The sequence below is a fragment of the Flagellimonas algarum genome (assembly GCF_040513375.1).
Lineage (GTDB): Bacteria > Bacteroidota > Bacteroidia > Flavobacteriales > Flavobacteriaceae > Flagellimonas_B > Flagellimonas_B algarum.
The window spans coordinates 272,721-289,804 of the sequence record NZ_JBEVTG010000001.1 but is presented as its reverse complement, the minus strand read 5'-3'; the positions used below and the strand labels follow the sequence as shown (position 1 = coordinate 289,804).

The 17,084-nt window shown below is 47.0% G+C and carries 19 protein-coding genes; 18 read left to right on the top strand and 1 reads right to left on the bottom strand.

The window, feature by feature from the left end:
• Positions 1–2: 2 nt before the first annotated feature.
• The 18 genes from ABV409_RS01410 (at position 3) to tsaB (ending at position 16,247) form a co-directional block, all read left to right on the top strand.
• Complete coding sequence (locus ABV409_RS01410) at positions 3–707, top strand: energy transducer TonB (protein ID WP_353875755.1); 705 nt, start codon at positions 3–5, stop codon at positions 705–707.
• Positions 708–840: 133 nt separating this feature from the next.
• Positions 841–1,740, top strand: coding sequence for a heme o synthase (cyoE, locus tag ABV409_RS01405; RefSeq protein ID WP_353875754.1), 900 nt, complete (start codon positions 841–843; stop codon positions 1,738–1,740).
• Positions 1,741–1,747: 7 nt separating this feature from the next.
• Positions 1,748–2,329: a cytochrome c oxidase subunit 3 gene (locus ABV409_RS01400; protein WP_353875753.1), complete on the top strand. Its 582-nt coding sequence runs from the start codon at positions 1,748–1,750 to the stop codon at positions 2,327–2,329.
• 92 nt (positions 2,330–2,421) lie between these two features.
• Positions 2,422–3,399, top strand: coding sequence for a cytochrome c oxidase subunit 3 (locus ABV409_RS01395; RefSeq protein WP_353875752.1), 978 nt, complete (start codon positions 2,422–2,424; stop codon positions 3,397–3,399).
• Positions 3,400–3,436: 37 nt separating this feature from the next.
• Entirely contained in the window at positions 3,437–3,820 is a 384-nt protein-coding gene (locus tag ABV409_RS01390) for a cytochrome C oxidase subunit IV family protein (protein ID WP_353875751.1), read from the top strand.
• A gap of 70 nt (positions 3,821–3,890) precedes the next feature.
• A complete protein-coding gene (locus tag ABV409_RS01385; RefSeq protein ID WP_353875750.1) occupies positions 3,891–4,523 on the top strand; it encodes a hypothetical protein in 633 nt (210 codons plus the stop codon).
• Complete coding sequence (locus tag ABV409_RS01380; protein WP_353875749.1) at positions 4,504–5,247, top strand: SCO family protein; 744 nt, start codon at positions 4,504–4,506, stop codon at positions 5,245–5,247. Before ABV409_RS01385 ends, ABV409_RS01380 begins: the two co-directional genes overlap by 20 nt.
• A complete protein-coding gene (locus ABV409_RS01375; RefSeq protein ID WP_353875748.1) occupies positions 5,248–5,781 on the top strand; it encodes a DUF420 domain-containing protein in 534 nt (177 codons plus the stop codon).
• Complete coding sequence (locus ABV409_RS01370; protein WP_353875747.1) at positions 5,771–5,986, top strand: hypothetical protein; 216 nt, start codon at positions 5,771–5,773, stop codon at positions 5,984–5,986. Before ABV409_RS01375 ends, ABV409_RS01370 begins: the two co-directional genes overlap by 11 nt.
• A gap of 105 nt (positions 5,987–6,091) precedes the next feature.
• Positions 6,092–7,342 carry an ABC transporter permease gene (locus tag ABV409_RS01365; protein WP_353875746.1) on the top strand — a complete coding sequence of 417 codons (1,251 nt, stop codon included), beginning with the start codon at positions 6,092–6,094 and terminating at the stop codon, positions 7,340–7,342.
• 1 nt (position 7,343) lies between these two features.
• Entirely contained in the window at positions 7,344–8,600 is a 1,257-nt protein-coding gene (locus tag ABV409_RS01360; RefSeq protein ID WP_353875745.1) for an ABC transporter permease, read from the top strand.
• 28 nt (positions 8,601–8,628) lie between these two features.
• Positions 8,629–9,741 (top strand): efflux RND transporter periplasmic adaptor subunit, encoded by a 1,113-nt coding sequence (locus ABV409_RS01355; RefSeq protein WP_353875744.1) that lies wholly within the window; start codon positions 8,629–8,631, stop codon positions 9,739–9,741.
• A 95-nt stretch (positions 9,742–9,836) separates the two neighbouring features.
• A complete protein-coding gene (locus tag ABV409_RS01350; protein WP_353875743.1) occupies positions 9,837–10,538 on the top strand; it encodes an ABC transporter ATP-binding protein in 702 nt (233 codons plus the stop codon).
• On the top strand, positions 10,531–11,760 hold the full coding sequence (locus ABV409_RS01345) for an ABC transporter permease (RefSeq protein ID WP_353875742.1): 1,230 nt from the start codon (positions 10,531–10,533) through the stop codon (positions 11,758–11,760). Before ABV409_RS01350 ends, ABV409_RS01345 begins: the two co-directional genes overlap by 8 nt.
• Positions 11,761–11,823: 63 nt before the next feature.
• Positions 11,824–13,023, top strand: coding sequence for an ABC transporter permease (locus ABV409_RS01340; RefSeq protein WP_353875741.1), 1,200 nt, complete (start codon positions 11,824–11,826; stop codon positions 13,021–13,023).
• A gap of 35 nt (positions 13,024–13,058) precedes the next feature.
• On the top strand, positions 13,059–14,171 hold the full coding sequence (locus ABV409_RS01335; RefSeq protein ID WP_353875740.1) for an efflux RND transporter periplasmic adaptor subunit: 1,113 nt from the start codon (positions 13,059–13,061) through the stop codon (positions 14,169–14,171).
• Positions 14,172–14,210: 39 nt separating this feature from the next.
• The gene (locus ABV409_RS01330) at positions 14,211–15,551 is read left to right on the top strand and encodes a TolC family protein (RefSeq protein ID WP_353875739.1); all 1,341 of its coding nucleotides are present in this window, start codon (positions 14,211–14,213) and stop codon (positions 15,549–15,551) included.
• An 18-nt stretch (positions 15,552–15,569) separates the two neighbouring features.
• Positions 15,570–16,247, top strand: a complete 678-nt coding sequence (tsaB, locus tag ABV409_RS01325) for a tRNA (adenosine(37)-N6)-threonylcarbamoyltransferase complex dimerization subunit type 1 TsaB (protein ID WP_353875738.1) — start codon at positions 15,570–15,572, stop codon at positions 16,245–16,247.
• 6 nt (positions 16,248–16,253) lie between these two features.
• Here the strand turns inward: tsaB and ABV409_RS01320 are convergent, their stop codons facing one another.
• Positions 16,254–17,081 (bottom strand): mechanosensitive ion channel family protein, encoded by an 828-nt coding sequence (locus ABV409_RS01320; protein WP_353875737.1) that lies wholly within the window; start codon positions 17,079–17,081, stop codon positions 16,254–16,256.
• Positions 17,082–17,084 lie beyond the last annotated feature (3 nt).

The window sequence follows — 17,084 nt, the reverse complement described above, 5'->3', positions numbered from 1 at the left end:
GCATGGAACCAAAAAAGAATCCAAAAGCTGATGTAGGAAGAAATAGCAGCCTCTTTTTCGTTATCGGGCTAGCCCTGGTAATGTTCTTGGTATGGCGAGGTCTGGAATGGAAGAAATATGACAAGACCAATGACTATGACATTGCCTTGAACGTTGAGGATCAATTAGATGAAGAAGTTCCCATGACGGAGCAGATCAAGACCCCTCCACCGCCACCACCTCCGGCCGCACCTGAGGTCATCGAGGTTGTCGAAGATGAGGAAGAGGTCGAGGAAACGGTAATCGAATCTACCGAAACGAGCCAAGAAGAAGAAGTAATGGAAGTCGAAGACGTTGAGGTCGAAGAGGTCGAGGAAGATATTTCGGTTCCTTTCGCCGTGATTGAAGATGTACCCGTTTTCCCCGGCTGTGAAGGTTCAAGCAATAAGAAAAAGTGTTTCCAGGATATGATGCAGAAACACATCCGTAAAAACTTTCGCTATCCTGAAATTGCCCAGGAAATGGGAGTTCAAGGTCGAGTAAACGTGATTTTCGTTATCCAAAAAGACGGAAGCATCGGAAATATCAGAATGCGTGGCCCGGATAAGAACCTAGAGGCTGAAGCACTTCGAATCATCAACAAACTGCCAAAAATGACACCAGGTAAGCAACGGGGTCGGGCGGTTAAGGTTCCATTTAGTATTCCGATTACCTTCAAGCTACAGTAAGTAGTTCGAACAAACAAACAAGAAACCCCGCTAGATCATAGCGGGGTTTTCTCTTTCCATCCGAAACGAATCGCTTGATTTCATTGCAAATACCGCCTGGCAGCTGTATCTTTGCCAGTCGATAATTCAGTGAATGAAGTCTGCTTTAGGCACCCTTGAAAAATCAAACTGGTCGCTGGTGGTTTCCGATGTAAAGGAACTGACCAAAGTGCGATTGGCGGTCAGCGTCGTTTTCTCTTCGATTGCCGGTTATTTCTTAGGGGCCGAAACCCTCGATATCGGTGCCATGGCCTTATTGGGCTTTGGAGGATATTGCATGGTGGGCGCTTCAAACGCTTTCAACCAGGTCATCGAAAAAGACCTTGATGCCCTGATGAAACGGACCCGGAACCGACCGATCCCCGCTGGGCGCATGACACCCACGACCGCGCTCGCCATTGCTATTGCCATGACGATACTCGGCGTGTTGTCCTTATATATACTCAGTCCGAAAACGGCACTTTTCGGGGCGATTTCGATTTTTTTGTATACCAGCGTCTACACCCCATTGAAAACCATTACACCGCTATCGGTATTCGTTGGGGCCATACCTGGGGCCATCCCGTTTATGCTAGGTTGGGTGGCCGCGACCAATGAATTCGGGATCGAGCCCGGCACCCTATTCATGATACAGTTTTTTTGGCAATTCCCGCATTTTTGGGCTTTGGGCTGGATGCTCGACGACGATTACAGAAAAGGCGGGTTCAAAATGTTGCCCACCGGTAAAAAGGATACAGGTACGGCCTTGCAGATCATTTTGTACACCATTTGGATGATCGTCATCTCCATCATGCCCGTTTTCGGGTTTACGGGGCGGCTTCACTTAAGTATGGTCGGTGCGGCCATCGTCTTGATCATGGGCTTGGTCATGTTGGCATTCGCATTCCGACTCTTCGAAAAACGCGATAACAAGACAGCGAGGAAGTTGATGTTGGCCAGTGTCAGTTACATCACTTTGGTACAGCTGGTTTATGTAATCGATAAATTTCTTTAAGGATACTATGGATTTAACCCAAGGAACGAACAAGGAAAAACAAGTAAGGGCCAAAAAGATGATGCTCTGGTTCGGGATCGTGAGCCTGATTATGGGGTTTGCCGGTTGGACCAGTGCGTACATCGTAAGCAGCAAACGTAAAGACTGGTTGGATACCATTGAATTGCCACAGGCGTTTTTTATCAGCACCGCGCTGATCGTCTTGAGCAGTCTCACCTATATACTGGCCAAGCGGGAAGTGAAAAAAAACACCCAAAAACAAGCTACGATTTGGTTACTGGTCACCTTGGGATTAGGGATTTCCTTTATCGCCATGCAGTTTTATGGGTTCTCCCAAATGTTGGGCAATGGCTATTATTTTACCGGCCCGACGAGCAATATCAAAATGTCATACGTCTTTTTGATCGCTGCCGTCCATATCGCACACGTTGTTGCGGGTTTGATCTCGCTTTTGGTGGTGCTGGTACAACAACTTCGTGGCAAGTATAGTCCGTCGGATCATTTGGGGCTTGAATTAGGGGCGACCTTCTGGCATTTTTTGGATGTATTATGGGTGTATTTGATCCTATTTATGTTCTTTGTAAAATAATTTCGGACAGGCCGTGTTTTCAATACGGAATGTCTTTTTCAATAGCACAAAAGGTGTAAATTTGTGAAAGTTTTATTAAAACGTAAGTTTTTATGGATACAACGGTAACGACCGGTTCTGAAGAAAACGTTTGGGGTGGGGGCAATAGGCCCTTAGGAGCGAGTTATGGGAAGATGATGATGTGGTTTTTCATCGTCTCCGATGCCTTGACGTTTTCGGGATTTCTTTGCGCTTATGGTTTCTCAAGGTTCAAGTTCATAGAGACTTGGCCGATTGCCGATGAGGTGTTTACGCACGTTCCGTTTTTCCATGGTAACTATCCCATGATTTACGTGGCCTTCATGACCTTTATCTTGATCATGTCTTCGGTCACGATGGTACTGGCAGTGGATGCCGGGCATCGCATGATGAAGAACAAGGTGGTGTTGTACATGTTCTTGACCATCATCGGAGGTGCGATTTTCGTCGGATCCCAAGCTTGGGAATGGGCAACCTTCATCAAAGGGGATTTCGGGGCACTTGAGACCAAAGGCGGTCGGGTACTCCAATTCGTCGATGCCTCGAATGATAACCAAAGGGCGGCCATTGCCGATTTTGCAAAGGTCTTGCCTGAAACAAGGGTGCAGAATACCCGTGACAAAGGGGTTTGGTTTACCGATGAGGCTAGTTTGACCACCTATTCGCTCAACGAGGTAATCGAAGGCTTTAAGGCCAATCCGAACATCTTGATCCGTACGGAGAAAATCAACGAAGACGGTGAAAAGACCCTCTTGAACCGCAGTGAATCTTTGGCCCGTTTGAAAGATGCGGTCCGCGTGGTCGAAGGGGCCAACTTGGTACGCAACGAATACGGAAGTCGCTTGTTCGCCGATTTCTTCTTCTTCATCACCGGTTTCCACGGTTTTCACGTGTTTTCAGGAGTGGTGATCAATGTCATCATCTTCTTCAATGTCATCTTGGGTACTTACGAACGCCGAGGGCATTATGAAATGGTAGAGAAAGTCGGACTGTACTGGCACTTTGTGGATTTGGTATGGGTATTCGTTTTTACCTTCTTTTATCTGGTCTAACTTTTTCGAAACACACAACTAGCAATACAATAGTCGTATGGGACACGAACATAAATTAGAAATCTTCAGGGGTCTGTTGAAATTCAAATCGAACACCCAAAAGATTTGGGGCGTTTTGATCTTTCTTTCGATCGTCACAGCCGTTGAAGTCGGTTTGGGTATCGTTAAACCGGAATTCTTGACAAAAACCTATTTCTTGGATATGAAGCTCTTGAATTGGATCTTCATCATCCTTACCCTGGTAAAAGCATATTACATCGCATGGGACTTTATGCACCTTCGTGATGAAAAGAGCTCCCTAAGAAGGGCCATCGTTTGGACACCGATTTTCTTGGTCGTTTATTTGATCACCATATTGCTTTTTGAAGCCACTTATATCTACGATGTCTTCAAGAACGCGTTCATGGCGTGGGACTTCTAATTAACACGAGGTATAGCATCAAAAAAAGGCGGTTTTATGACCGCCTTTTTTTATTTTTGCATAGCAGCTCATGAAAAAGACACTGGTCCTTATCGTATTGTTCATTTTGCCTCTGGTAGCCTACCTTTTTTTCGCCTCAGGGGTCAATAATTTCGGGCGGTTGCCCACGCTTTCCGAGGGTGTGGTCGAATTGCCGGCGAATGCGGGTAACCATGCCTTAAAAGGCAACATTACCGTGCTGGGCTTCTTGGGTGAAGAGCTTGAAACACGTAAAGGCAACGCCTTCAATCTCAACCAAAAGATCTACAAGCGGTTCAGTGGTTTCAAGGATTTTCAATTCGTCATGTTGGTACCCAAGGGTACCCAAGAAAAAGTAGCGGCTTTGAAAAAGGAATTGGGCGAGTTGTCCGATGCTTCGAAATGGCACTTTGTCCATGCCGATTCATCCGCCATAGTCGCGGTATTCGAAAGTTTGGACAGCCCCGTTGGATTGGATGCCGATTTAGGCACCTCCTATGTATATATCATCGATAAAGACCGCAACCTTCGCGGTAGGGACGATGACATCGACGATGGGGTCAAATTCGGGTTTGATTCCAATTCCGTTGCTGAATTGAACAACAAAATGGAAGATGATGTCAAGATCATTCTTGCCGAATACCGATTGGCCTTAAAACAGAACAATGCCGACAGGAGCAAATAAGAAGAAGAAATATACCTACGTCTGGGTATCCTTGGTGGTTTTGGTATTCGGTATTTTCGCCGTTCGGGAAATCGGAAAACGTTTTGCGGATGGCAGTGTGGTCGAATTGGACCGCATGCACGGAACGCCCGATGCCGATGCCCTCTCCTACATTACCGATACGAATGGAAGACGCCAAGTACCCCGCTTTTCCTTTTTGAACCAAGATAGCGTTCGCGTGACCAATGAAGATTATGCAGGAAAGGTCTATGTGGTCGATTTCTTTTTTACGACCTGTCCGACCATCTGCCCGGTCATGACCCAGAACCTGGTCGAGATCCAAGATACGTTTTCTGGATCGGATGCTTTTGGGGTAGCCTCCTTTTCGATAAACCCTAGGTACGATGTGCCCCATGTACTGCGAACGTATGCCTCGAAATACGGGGTTGCCGATCCGGATTGGAACCTCATGACCGGAGACCAGTCCGAGATTCATCGGTTGGCCAATGAGGGTTTTTACATTTTGGCGGCCGAGAATGGCGAAGCCCCGGGTGGCTTTGAGCATAGCGGCCTTTTCGCCCTGGTCGATAAGCAGGGCTATCTGCGGTCCCGAACCGATAAGTTCGGAAACCCATTGATCTACTATCGTGGAATGATTCCCGAAGCGCAAGGAACGAATGCAGAAGGGGAGGCCCAACAGATCACCATGCTCAAGGAAGACATTAAAAAATTATTGGCGGACTAAATGGAAGCACAGTTACGGAAAGAGAAAAAAATCAAGGTTTGGATCACTATTTTGTCGATTGCCATCCCCCTGGTAGTCGTCCTGCTTTTCGGGTATAAGATACCCGATGCCGAACCTTTGGGTTTCCTGCCCCCGATATATGCGACGATCAATGGATTGACGGCAGTTCTTTTGGTAGTGGCCGTTTCGGCCATTCGAAAAGGGAATAGGAAATTGCATCAACGTCTCATGACCACGGCCATTGCATTTTCAGTAGCTTTCTTGGTGATGTACGTCGCCTATCACATGACCTCTGAATCAACTGCCTACGGGGGTGAAGGTTGGTTACGCTACTTGTATTTTTTCATCCTGATTTCGCACATTTTTCTCTCTATCGTGATCATTCCCTTGGTCTTGGTCACCTATTCAAAAGCCTATTTGAAAGACTTTGAGGCCCATCGAAAATGGGCAAAATATACCTTCCCTGTATGGCTGTATGTTGCCGTGACCGGGGTGGTGGTTTATCTAATGATATCGCCCTATTATGCGTATTAGACTCCTTGTTACGATGTTATTGGTACTCCTAGTGCTTCCCGCCGATGTGGAGGCACAATGCTCGATGTGTAGGGCGGCATTGGAGAGCGAGGCCGATACCAGTACGGCCGAAGGCGTGAACAATGGCATCGTATACCTGATGGCCATACCCTACGTTTTGGTCGGGGGACTCTTCTATCTTATTTATCGCAAATTAAAGGGATAGTCGCGTTATTTAACATTTTTTTGGTGATGAAACTGTAACAAAAAAAATAAGTTACAGTCTAATTAACATACGCTTGCGTATTCATCAATCAAAAAAACCAACCCAATGTTTGACATCGAAAGATGGCAAGAAATCTTTGATACGATCCGTAAAAATAAATTACGGACGTTTTTGACCGGACTTTCGGTCGCTTCAGGGATTTTCATCCTCGTCATTTTATTAGGATTCGGCCAAGGCATGCAAAACGGAATCGAGAAGGAATTCCAAACCGATGCCGCAACCAGTATTTGGGTCTGGCCAGGGCGGACTACCATTGCGCACAACGGTCTCAATCCGGGGCGTCGCATCCAGCTTCGAAACAAGAATTACGACGTCATCACCAAAGAATTGGGCGTAGATTATGAAAAGGCCTCCACCTTTTACTTCCCCAGAAACCTGCAAGTACTGTATAAAGAGAACCTCTTGGTTTATCAGGTCATCGGCACAACTGGTGAAATCCAGGAAATCGAGAACGAGTATATGAAGGAAGGCCGCTTTATCAATGAAAAGGATATCGAGGATTTTGCCAAGGTGGCCGTGATCAGTAAAAAAATCAAGCGGGAAGTTTTCAAGGATGTTGAATCGCCCCTAGGCGAATACCTGAATATCTCAGGAGCCGGATTTAAGATCGTGGGGGTGTTCAGTGAAGTCGGCCTTGACGAGGACGAAGAAGAACGGATTTGGATTCCGTTGTCGACCGCCCAATTGGCTTTCAATGGTGGTGACAAGATCAACAACCTCACCTTTATGCTTCCTGAAAAGGAAAACTTGGATCAAACCGTGGCTTCATCGCTCGAATTCGAGAAGGACATCAAGGAGTATCTATACGCCGCCCATGGCATTGCTCCCGAAGACGAAAGGGCCATCCATATTTGGAATCCTATCGAAGAGGCCAAACGCTACTATGCCTTGACCGGAAACATCAAATTCTTCTTTTGGTTCGTCGGGGTGTGTACCATCATCGCAGGGGTCGTCGGGGTCAGCAATATCATGTTGATCGTCGTTAAGGAACGGACCCGTGAGATCGGGATTCGAAAAGCATTGGGGGCCAAACCCTGGGCCATCGTCGGAATGATTTTACAGGAATCGATTTTCGTGACCGCTATCTCCGGATTTTCAGGTTTGATATTGAGCATGGGCATTCTTGAATTCGTCGGGCCCAATATCGAGGTAGACTATGTCGTCAACCCATCGGTGAGCTTTAACGTAGCCTTTACGACCGTTTTGGTCTTGGTGACCGCAGGGGCCATAGCCGGCTTTTTTCCGGCATGGCGTGCCGCGAAAGTTCAAGTCATTAACGCATTAAGAGACGAATAGCATGTTCAACAGAGATCGATGGCGAGAAATATTGGAAGTGCTGACCAGCAATTGGTTTCGAACCGTTTTAACGGCCTTTGGCGTCTTTTGGGGCATCTTCATCCTCATTTTGTTGCTGGCCGCCGGAAAAGGGCTTGAAAACGGCATCAAACAGGACTTTAGCGGGGTGGCGACCAATACCATGTTCGTTTGGACCCAAAGTACCACCATGGCCTATGAGGGACTGCCCGAAGGAAGGCGGTTCAATTTCAAGCTGGAGGATGTCGATCTTATTCGGCGTGACGTACCGGGCTTGAAGATCATTTCGCCAAGAAATGCCGCCCGAAGCAATGAGGGGGATAATGTGTTCTATAAAACCGAAAGCGGATCCTATCGCATTTTCGGCGATTATCCGGAAATCCTGTTCCAAAATTCCATGTACGTGAATTATGGGCGTTTTTTGAACCATAATGATATCAACTTGAACCGTAAGGTAGCGGTTATCGGTGACGGCATCCGTAAAGACCTTTATGAGGAAGGGGAGGATGTCTTGGGGACCTACCTTCGTATCCAAGGCGTGAACTTTATGGTCGTCGGCACCTACAAAGAGAAATCAAGTAACGGCAACGGTCAAAATGCCGAGCGACAGATCTATGTTCCTTTTACGGCATTCTCGCAAGCCTTCAACAGGGCCGATAATGTGGGTTGGATGGCGATTACGGCCCAAGATGGGCAATCGATATCCGAAAAGAGCGAAGCCATCATCAATACCTTGAAACAGAGCAGAAAGGTGCATCCTGACGATGAAAGGGCCATCGGCTACTTTGACCTATATCGCGAATACAACCGCGTTGAAAGTCTGTTCATGGCCATGCGCTGGGTCGCCATTATCGTGGGTACTTTGGTCCTGATATCAGGGGTCATCGGTATTAGCAATATCATGCTGATCGTCGTGCGCGAGCGCACTAAGGAAATCGGGATCAGAAGGGCGTTGGGCGAACAACCTTGGTCAATTAAGAAACAGATTCTAATGGAATCCATCTTTTTGACCATCATGTCGGGCATGACAGGAATCGTTTTCGGTGCCTTATGTATCTATGGGATCAATGCCTTGCTCGATAGTGTGGGCCCCGTCGATATGTTCTTAAACCCGAGTGTCAGTGTCTCGGTAGTCGCCAGTGCCTTGGGCATCCTTATTTTGTCTGGGCTCTTCGCTGGTTTCATACCTGCACAAAGCGCCATCAAAGTACGCCCTATCGAGGCCCTGCGAACCGAATAATATTTAAAATCAATCAAAAACTATAGAAATGAAAAAATCAGTAACCATAGGGATCTTGCTCTTTATCGTAGTCGCCTTCTCAGCGGCCATGTATTACCTCTATCAAAAGAATAGCCAAGACCCGGTAGTCTACGAGACTGAACAGGCTTCGAAACAGAACATCGTGAAAAAGACGGTGGCTACAGGTAGTATCCTCCCTTTGGAAGAGGTTTTGATCAAGCCCAATATCTCAGGGGTTATCGAAGAGGTCTTTGTAGAAGGGGGCGACTATGTCAAAGAAGGCGATTTGATCGCTAGGATCAAAGTGGTGCCGAACTTGAATGCCTTGAACGATGCCCGTGATGCCATCGACCAAGCCAGGATCAACCTTGACGACCAAAAGAGAAACTATGACCGGCAGAAAGCGCTCTTTGATAGGGGGGTGGTCTCACAAGCCGATATGGATCGTGCCCAACTGACGTTCAATCAAGCGAAACAGACTTTCGGTGCTGCGAACAAACGATACGATATCGTAAAGACCGGAACGACCAGTGGCTTCCGCAACCAAGCGAATACGCTGATCAAATCAACGGTGAGCGGCATGGTACTCGATGTACCCGTTGAGAAAGGGAACCAAGTCATCGAAAGCAATACCTTCAATGAAGGAACTACCATTGCGGCCGTGGCCGATATTGAAAAAATGATCTTTGAAGGAAAGGTCGACGAATCGGAAGTGGGCAAGATCGAAGAAAGCCTGCCTATGGAGATTACCGTGGGAGCTATTGAAAACCAAGTATTCGATGCCGTTCTCGATTACATCGCACCCAAAGGAAAAGAAGAAAACGGTGCCATTCAATTCGAGATCAAAGGCACGCTAAAGAAGTCCGATACCACCTTTATCAGGGCCGGTCTTAGTGCGAATGCATCCATTATTTTGGCACGGGCCGATAGTGTGTTGGCATTGAAGGAAGCCCTGGTGCAATTCGATGAGGAAACCAAAAAACCCTTTGTAGAGGTAGCCAATGGGGATCAGAATTTCGAACGCAAGGATATCGAGCTCGGTCTAAGTGATGGCATCTTCGTAGAGGTCAAATCGGGACTTTCCGAGGAAGACGATATCAAGATCTGGAATACCGATCAGACCAACGATTCCGGCAATTGATCATTTAACAAAACTTTTAACCTTTTCTTGTAACATTTCGGGAACTTGTCAGTCCTATAAGCGGATTTCAAGTCCAGATAGCTAACAAACCAATCATGATAGAAATCAAAGATCTTCATAAGTCCTATAAGATGGGTAGCAACTCGCTTCACGTCTTAAAAGGAATCAATTTCAGTGTAGAAGAAGGTGAATTAGTAGCCATTATGGGTTCTTCCGGATCCGGAAAATCAACCTTGTTGAACATTCTCGGAATGTTGGATGGGGCCGACTCCGGCGAGTACCATTTGGACGAAGTTCCGATCAAGGACCTGAATGAAAAGAAAGCGGCCCAATACCGAAACAAATTTTTGGGCTTCGTTTTCCAATCCTTTAACCTGATCAATTACAAATCAGCGCTAGAGAACGTTGCCTTGCCTTTGTATTACCAAAAAGTAGGGCGTAAGGAACGTCATGAAAAAGCCTTGAACTATTTGGATAGGGTCGGATTGAAGCCTTGGGCGACGCATTTGCCCAGTGAGCTATCAGGGGGGCAGAAACAACGGGTCGCCATTGCTAGGGCCATGGCTGCCGAACCTAAAGTATTGCTTGCCGATGAGCCGACAGGGGCACTCGATAGTAAGACATCATACGAGGTCATGGACCTCATCCAAAAAATCAACGACGAGGGCAACACCATATTGGTCGTGACCCACGAAGAAGATATCGCACACATGTGCAAGCGCATCGTACACCTGAAAGATGGGGTGATCGTAGAAGACAAAAAGATAGAACAAGTAAGGGCCGAGCAGTATGTTTGATCGTGATATTTGGCAAGAGATATTCAATACCATCAAGAAGAACAAGCTTCGAACCTTTTTGACCGGTTTTTCGGTAGGATGGGCAATTTTCATCCTGGTGATGATCTTGGCTTCCATCAATGGAATGCAGAATGGCTTCTACAGCCAGTTCAACGACGATGCCACCAATTCCATTTTCATCCGTCCCGGTACGACATCCGAAGCCTATGCAGGTTTCGAGGCCGGTCGTAGGATCCAATTCAAGAACGATGATATTGCGTATATCCGAGCCAGTTTTCCTGACGATTTTGTCGAGATCAGTGCACGCTACTACGCCAATGCCGTCGCCCGTTACAAAACGGAAACCGGCACCTATTCAGTACAGGCCGTACATCCGGACCACCAGATTATCGAAAAGACGATCGTAACCAAAGGGCGTTTTGTCAATGAGGCAGACCAGGTGAACAAAGCTAAGGTGGCCGTTATCGGCCGCAAGGTCGCTGAAGACCTCTTCAAAGACGAAGACCCATTGGGCAAGTTCGTAGAATTCAACAACCTGCCTTTCAAGGTAATCGGGGTATTTACGGATGAAGGGGATGACAATGCGGAACGTAGGATCTACGCCCCGATCAGTACCTACCAACGTATCTATGGGAATACCTCCGATATCAATGCGATTTTATTGACCTATAATCCAAATTATGACTTGACCAAGGCATTGGAATTTTCCGATAAGTTGGAATTGGTCATGAAGCGAAGACACAATGTATCTCCGGATGATCAATCGGGCTTGTTCGTATGGAACTATGCCCAGGCCTTCGAGGATATTAGCAGTTTTACGACAGTATTGCGGGTCATTGGAATTTCCGTTGCCTTTTTGATATTGATTGCTGGTATCGTCGGTATCGGTAACATCATGGTCTTTACGATCAAGGAACGAACCAAAGAAATGGGCGTGCGAAAAGCACTTGGGGCCCAGCCTGGCCAAATCATCAATCTGGTGATTTTGGAATCAATTTTCATTACGACGATTTCAGGTTTTATCGGACTGTTGTTCGCCTGGGCGATTTTAGCCCTCATCGGTCCGACAATTGAGACACCTGCCTTTACCAATCCCAATGTAAGGGCGTCGACGGTAATTACGGCAACGGTCATTTTGATCATCGCCGGGGTACTGGCCGGATTGATACCCGCGATAAAAGCGGCGAACGTGAAACCGATTGTAGCATTAAGAGATAAATAAGAGATCATGTGGTTATTCGATAGGGATTTATGGTTTGAAATATTCCACACGTTAGGGAAGAACATGTTCCGTACTTTCTTGACGATGTTGGGGGTGATTTTCGCAATGATCATTTTGGTGCTGCTTTTAGGTTCCGCCAATGGCATGAGCAACGGCTTCGACAAAATTTTCGCCGGAACGGCTTCCAACAGCCTTTTCGTTTGGGGTCAGCGCACCTCCGAACCGTATAAAGGTTTTGAAAGAGGACGTCGCATTCGATATAAAATCGAAGACGCCGCCATTTTGAAAGAACAGATTCCTGAAATCGAAGTATTGGCCCCGCGCATCGAATTGGGGAACCATAGAGGGGTGGTCACTGTGTATAGAAACGGACAGACAAGCGGCTCTTCGGTGTATGGCGATTATCCGGAAATCGATAACATTACCAAAAAGAAACTGGTCGAAGGCCGTTTCCTCAATGATAACGATATTGACGAATCGAAGAAGGTCTGTGTCATCGGGGAGGAAACTTATAAGCTGCTTTTCGAAAAAGGGGAAGACGCCATTGGGGAAGACATCCGTATCAATGGGGTGTTCTTTACAGTCGTCGGGATCTACAAACCCAACAACAACATCAATATCGATGGGGAAAACGCGGTGTTCGTACCCTTCACCACCTTCCAGAAAGCCTTCAATACCGGCGATCGGATGGGTTGGATGGCTATTGCCGTTGAACCGAGTACCAAGGTGGCCATCGTAGAAAGTCAGATCAAGGCGATTTTGAAGAACAAGTACAGTATCGCCCCAAATGATGAAAGGGCCATTGGTAGTTTCGACATGTCGGAAATTTTCAACAACATTTCCGCCTTTACCAATGTACTCAAAGGATTTTCCTTCTTCGTTGGAATATTTACCCTGCTGGCAGGAGTCATCGCGATCAGTAACATTTTGCTGATTACGGTCAAAGAACGAACCAAGGAAATCGGTGTACGCCGGGCGCTGGGGGCAACCCCTATCGTGGTCAAACGGCAGATCGTCGTCGAAGCCATCGTATTAACCGCTTTTGCGGGCTTGATCGGCTTTGCCATTTCAGTCGGTATTTTGGCAATCGCAAATAATTTATGGGGCAGTGGGGATGATTTTCCCTTCGTGAACCCGATGATCAGCATACCCCAATTCAGCATATCCTTCTTGCTCATGGTCAGCTTAAGTGTCTTGATCGGACTATTGCCGGCCAATCGGGCGATTCGGGTCAAACCTATAGAAGCGTTACGAGAAGAATAACCAAATAGAATTAAATAACAATCAAATAAATTGAAATGAACAAGTATGTTAAGTACGGATTGATAGGCATTGTATGTGTAGGGATCTTATATGCCGTCGTACACTTTCTTAAAAAGAACAGTACACCGAAACAACTTTATGATACGGAAACCTTAGAGCGCAAAGACATTGTGAACAAGGTCATCGTGACCGGAAAAGTCATTCCTGAAGACGAAATCAACATCAAGCCCCAAATTTCTGGGATCATCGATCGCATCTACCTTGAAGAAGGTGCCGATGTGAGGGCCGGGGATTTGATCGCCGTGATCAAAGTCGTGCCGAACGAGCAGTCATTGTTCCAAGCCCGTGGTCGCGTGAACAATGCCAAAGTCGCCTTGAACAATGCGGAGTTGGACTTCAACAGGAACAAAGACCTATTCTCTAAAGGGGTGGTTGCGGCCCAAGACTTCCAAAACATCCAATTGGCATATGATCAAGCCAAACTGGAATTGCAGAACGCCCAAAACGATTATCAGATCATTTTGAAAGGTTCCGCAGGAGGTTCGGCAAGTGCCAATACCAATATCAGGGCCACTGTTTCAGGGACCATCTTGGAGATACCGGTAGAAGAGGGTGATCAGGTGATCCAGAGTAACAACTTCAACGATGGGACCACCATTGCCACTATCGCCGATATGACCAAAATGATCTTTGAAGGTGAAGTCGATGAAGCCGAAGTCGGCAAGTTGAACGTAGGAATGCCTTTGGAAATCTCCTTGGGGGCCTTGGAAAAGGATAAGTTCGATGCCAAGTTGAAGTTCATCGCACCTAAAGGGGTCGAAGAAGAAGGAGCCGTGCAGTTCAAGATCGAAGGTGACTTGGTCATGAACGACAGCACCTATGTAAGGGCCGGTTATAGTGCGAACGCCTCGATCGTTCTGGAAGAGAAAAAAGACGTCTTGGCTATCAAGGAAGCCTTGTTGCAATTCGACAAGGAAACCGATAAGCCTTTTGTTGAGGTAGAGGTCGCCGAGAATGAATTCGAAAAGAAAGAATTGGAATTGGGCGTAAGCGATGGTATCGATGTCGAGATCCTTTCAGGGATCGAAGAGGATGCCAAGGTCAAGGTTTGGAACAAACTTGAACAGCGCAGCGACGAAGATTCTTAATTGACCAACCCATAGATACGAACCAAAATCAAAAAACGAATGAAGTATAGAATATCCATACTGCTGGTTTTCTGTGCCCTATTTGTAGGAAATGCGCAGATGCGAAAGTGGACACTCGAAGAATGTGTCACCTATGCAGTTGAAAATAACTTGACTATAGAACAGTTCGAATTGGATCTTGAAACGGCCCAAATCGACAAGTCGGACGCCATTGGGGATTTCTTGCCAAGTTTAAACGGGCAAACCAATGTCTCCGGGAATACGGGTCTGATCCTCGATCCAACGACGAACAACCTGGTCACGGGTACCATTTTGTCTTCGAGCGCGAACCTGACCTCTGCGGTGACCCTTTTTAACGGTCTACGAAACGTGCACCGTTTGAATCGGGCCAAATTGAACGCCATCGCGAACCAATACCGCCTAGACGACTTGAAAGACGACATTCGATTGAACGTCGCCAATGCCTATTTGCAGGTGTTGTCGAACAAAGAGCAATTGAAGACCTTTAGGGCTCAATATGCGGTTACCGAGCAAGACTTGAAACGCACCAGGGAATTGGTCGAATCAGGCGTCTCACCAAGAGGAGATCTTTTGGAAATCGAAGCCACGGCCGCGAACCAAGAACAACAGATCATCAACGGTGAAAGTTTGGTGTTGATTTCACGGGTCAGTTTGGCGCAGTTGCTCCAAATCACCGATTATCAGAACTTCGACATTGCCGATGAGGCTTTTGATATTCCACCCTCCGATATTTTGGATAATTCGGCCAAGGTGATTTTCGACAAGGCCTTGACCTTCCGAAACGATATCAAGTTTTCACAATCGAACGTTGATTTGGCGGCGAAAGACCTTCAGATTGCGAAGGGAGCGGTGTATCCTACCCTTTCAGCCTTCTTCAACTACAACACCCGATACTCTGATCAGAACTTGGATCCCCTAACGGGAGAACAAATTGGATTTGTCGATCAGTTGTGGATCAATGACGGTATTTCCTACGGAGCCCAGTTGGATGTGCCCATTTTCAATGGATGGGGCACCCGCAATGGTATTAGAAGGGCGAAAATCACCTTAGAACGTGCCAAGCTGCAGTACGAGCAAGACAAATTGAATTTGGAAAGTGATATCCAACAGGCCTACGTCGACGTCACCGTGTTCTTCAAGGCGTATGAAGCGGCTTTGAAGACCTTGGATGCCCGAAGGCTCTCGTACCAATATGCCAAAGACCGTTTTGATGTTGGTTTGATGAACGCCTTTGACTTTAGTCAGGCCCAATCGCGGGTCGACAATGCCGAGGCCGATGCGATCCGAACTAAATACGATTACATTTTCCGATTGAAGATCCTGGAATTCTATTTCGGTATTCCGATTTCACTGGACTAGCGGTATCTTTGTGGCCCTATGGGCACGATATTGAATTTAGAGACCGCAACGACCAATTGCTCGGTAAGTGTTTCCGTCAATGGAGACCTGGTTTCCTTGGTGGAGAACAATGCAGCTAATTATTCACATGCCGAGCAATTGCACCAATTTATAGAAGAAGCCTTGAAAGAGGCTTCTTTTTCTTTTTCCGACATCGACGCCGTAGCCGTGAGTAAAGGACCGGGCTCCTATACCGGGCTCCGGATCGGGGTATCCGCAGCCAAAGGGCTGTGCTTTTCATTGGAAGTCCCATTGATATCCGTATCCACCTTACAAAGTATGGCTTGTCAAGTGCAGACCGCGGTAGACCATCGGATCATATCGGTTTTGGACGCACGTCGCATGGAGGTGTATGCCGGGGTTTTCAATGGTCGATATGAAGCCCACGAGCCGGTCAAGGCCGTAGTGCTCGAAGCCGATTCATTCGCCTCCTACCAAGAAATCGAAAAGGTGGTATTCGTGGGCAACGGGGCCGAGAAATGCAGTCAGGTCTTGACGAACGCTTCGTTTGAATACCTACCCGAACTCATGCCATCGGCACGTGAAATGGCGATGCTGGCCCAGCGGAAATTCGAGGCGAAGGACTTCGAAGATCTTGCCTATTTCGAACCGTTTTACCTCAAGGATTTTGTGCTACAACAAAAGCAAAAAAAATAACGGCAATCAATCCGCAACGGAATGCACCACCCGTTGTGGAAAGGGGATTTCGATGCCTGCCGCCTCAAACCGGAGTTTCGATTGTTCGATGACATTGAAACGTGCGGGCCAAAACACCTCGTTCGGGGCCATAAAGCGCAAGGTAAGATCAACCGAACTATCGCCTAGGCTGTTGACATAGACCTCAGGGGCCGGATTCTTTAAAATTCGCTCGTCTTCTGCGCAGATTTCCAATAAGATGTCTTTCGCCAACTTGATATCCGATCCATAGCTGATCCCGACGATGTAGTTTTCCCGCCGGTTCGGCTCTGCATTGTAATTGACGATATTGCCATTGGCCAGTTGGCCATTGGGGATGATGGCGATCTGATTGCCAAAAGTGGTCAACTTGGTGTTGAAGATGGAAATTTCCTTGACGGCCCCATCGATCCCCTGAGCCGAAATCCAATCCCCGATTTTGAACGGTTTGAACAAAAGGATCAATACCCCACCGGCAAAATTCGCCAAGGAACCTTGAAGGGCCAAACCAATGGCGAGTCCGGCCGCACCGATCATCGCGATCAAAGAGGAGGTTTTGACCCCCAATTGGGTGATGACCAATACAAAGAGCAACACTTTTAAGGTGATGCCGAAAAAGCTTTGTAAAAAGCTTTCAAGGGTCGGGTCGTAGTCTTTGTGGTCAAAGAATTTTTTAACCAAGCGATTGATCAGTTTGATGACCCATAACCCGACTACCAAGATAAAGAAGGCCAACAGCAGCGAGGGTAAAAATCCCCAAAACCAGGCGATGGCCTTTTCCAATAGCTGTTCGTAATACGTCAAATCGTGTTCCATGTT

Bases quoted from the DNA above. Each gene is read 5' to 3' on its own strand.
- ABV409_RS01410 (WP_353875755.1), top strand. From the start codon at position 3: ATGGAACCAAAAAAGAATCCAAAAGCTGATGTAGGAAGAAATAGCAGC.
- cyoE (WP_353875754.1), top strand. From the start codon at position 841: ATGAAGTCTGCTTTAGGCACCCTTGAAAAATCAAACTGGTCGCTGGTG.
- ABV409_RS01400 (WP_353875753.1), top strand. From the start codon at position 1,748: ATGGATTTAACCCAAGGAACGAACAAGGAAAAACAAGTAAGGGCCAAA.
- ABV409_RS01395 (WP_353875752.1), top strand. From the start codon at position 2,422: ATGGATACAACGGTAACGACCGGTTCTGAAGAAAACGTTTGGGGTGGG.
- ABV409_RS01390 (WP_353875751.1), top strand. From the start codon at position 3,437: ATGGGACACGAACATAAATTAGAAATCTTCAGGGGTCTGTTGAAATTC.
- ABV409_RS01385 (WP_353875750.1), top strand. From the start codon at position 3,891: ATGAAAAAGACACTGGTCCTTATCGTATTGTTCATTTTGCCTCTGGTA.
- ABV409_RS01380 (WP_353875749.1), top strand. From the start codon at position 4,504: ATGCCGACAGGAGCAAATAAGAAGAAGAAATATACCTACGTCTGGGTA.
- ABV409_RS01375 (WP_353875748.1), top strand. From the start codon at position 5,248: ATGGAAGCACAGTTACGGAAAGAGAAAAAAATCAAGGTTTGGATCACT.
- ABV409_RS01370 (WP_353875747.1), top strand. From the start codon at position 5,771: ATGCGTATTAGACTCCTTGTTACGATGTTATTGGTACTCCTAGTGCTT.
- ABV409_RS01365 (WP_353875746.1), top strand. From the start codon at position 6,092: ATGTTTGACATCGAAAGATGGCAAGAAATCTTTGATACGATCCGTAAA.
- ABV409_RS01360 (WP_353875745.1), top strand. From the start codon at position 7,344: ATGTTCAACAGAGATCGATGGCGAGAAATATTGGAAGTGCTGACCAGC.
- ABV409_RS01355 (WP_353875744.1), top strand. From the start codon at position 8,629: ATGAAAAAATCAGTAACCATAGGGATCTTGCTCTTTATCGTAGTCGCC.
- ABV409_RS01350 (WP_353875743.1), top strand. From the start codon at position 9,837: ATGATAGAAATCAAAGATCTTCATAAGTCCTATAAGATGGGTAGCAAC.
- ABV409_RS01345 (WP_353875742.1), top strand. From the start codon at position 10,531: ATGTTTGATCGTGATATTTGGCAAGAGATATTCAATACCATCAAGAAG.
- ABV409_RS01340 (WP_353875741.1), top strand. From the start codon at position 11,824: ATGTTCCGTACTTTCTTGACGATGTTGGGGGTGATTTTCGCAATGATC.
- ABV409_RS01335 (WP_353875740.1), top strand. From the start codon at position 13,059: ATGAACAAGTATGTTAAGTACGGATTGATAGGCATTGTATGTGTAGGG.
- ABV409_RS01330 (WP_353875739.1), top strand. From the start codon at position 14,211: ATGAAGTATAGAATATCCATACTGCTGGTTTTCTGTGCCCTATTTGTA.
- tsaB (WP_353875738.1), top strand. From the start codon at position 15,570: ATGGGCACGATATTGAATTTAGAGACCGCAACGACCAATTGCTCGGTA.
- ABV409_RS01320 (WP_353875737.1), bottom strand. From the start codon at position 17,081: ATGGAACACGATTTGACGTATTACGAACAGCTATTGGAAAAGGCCATC.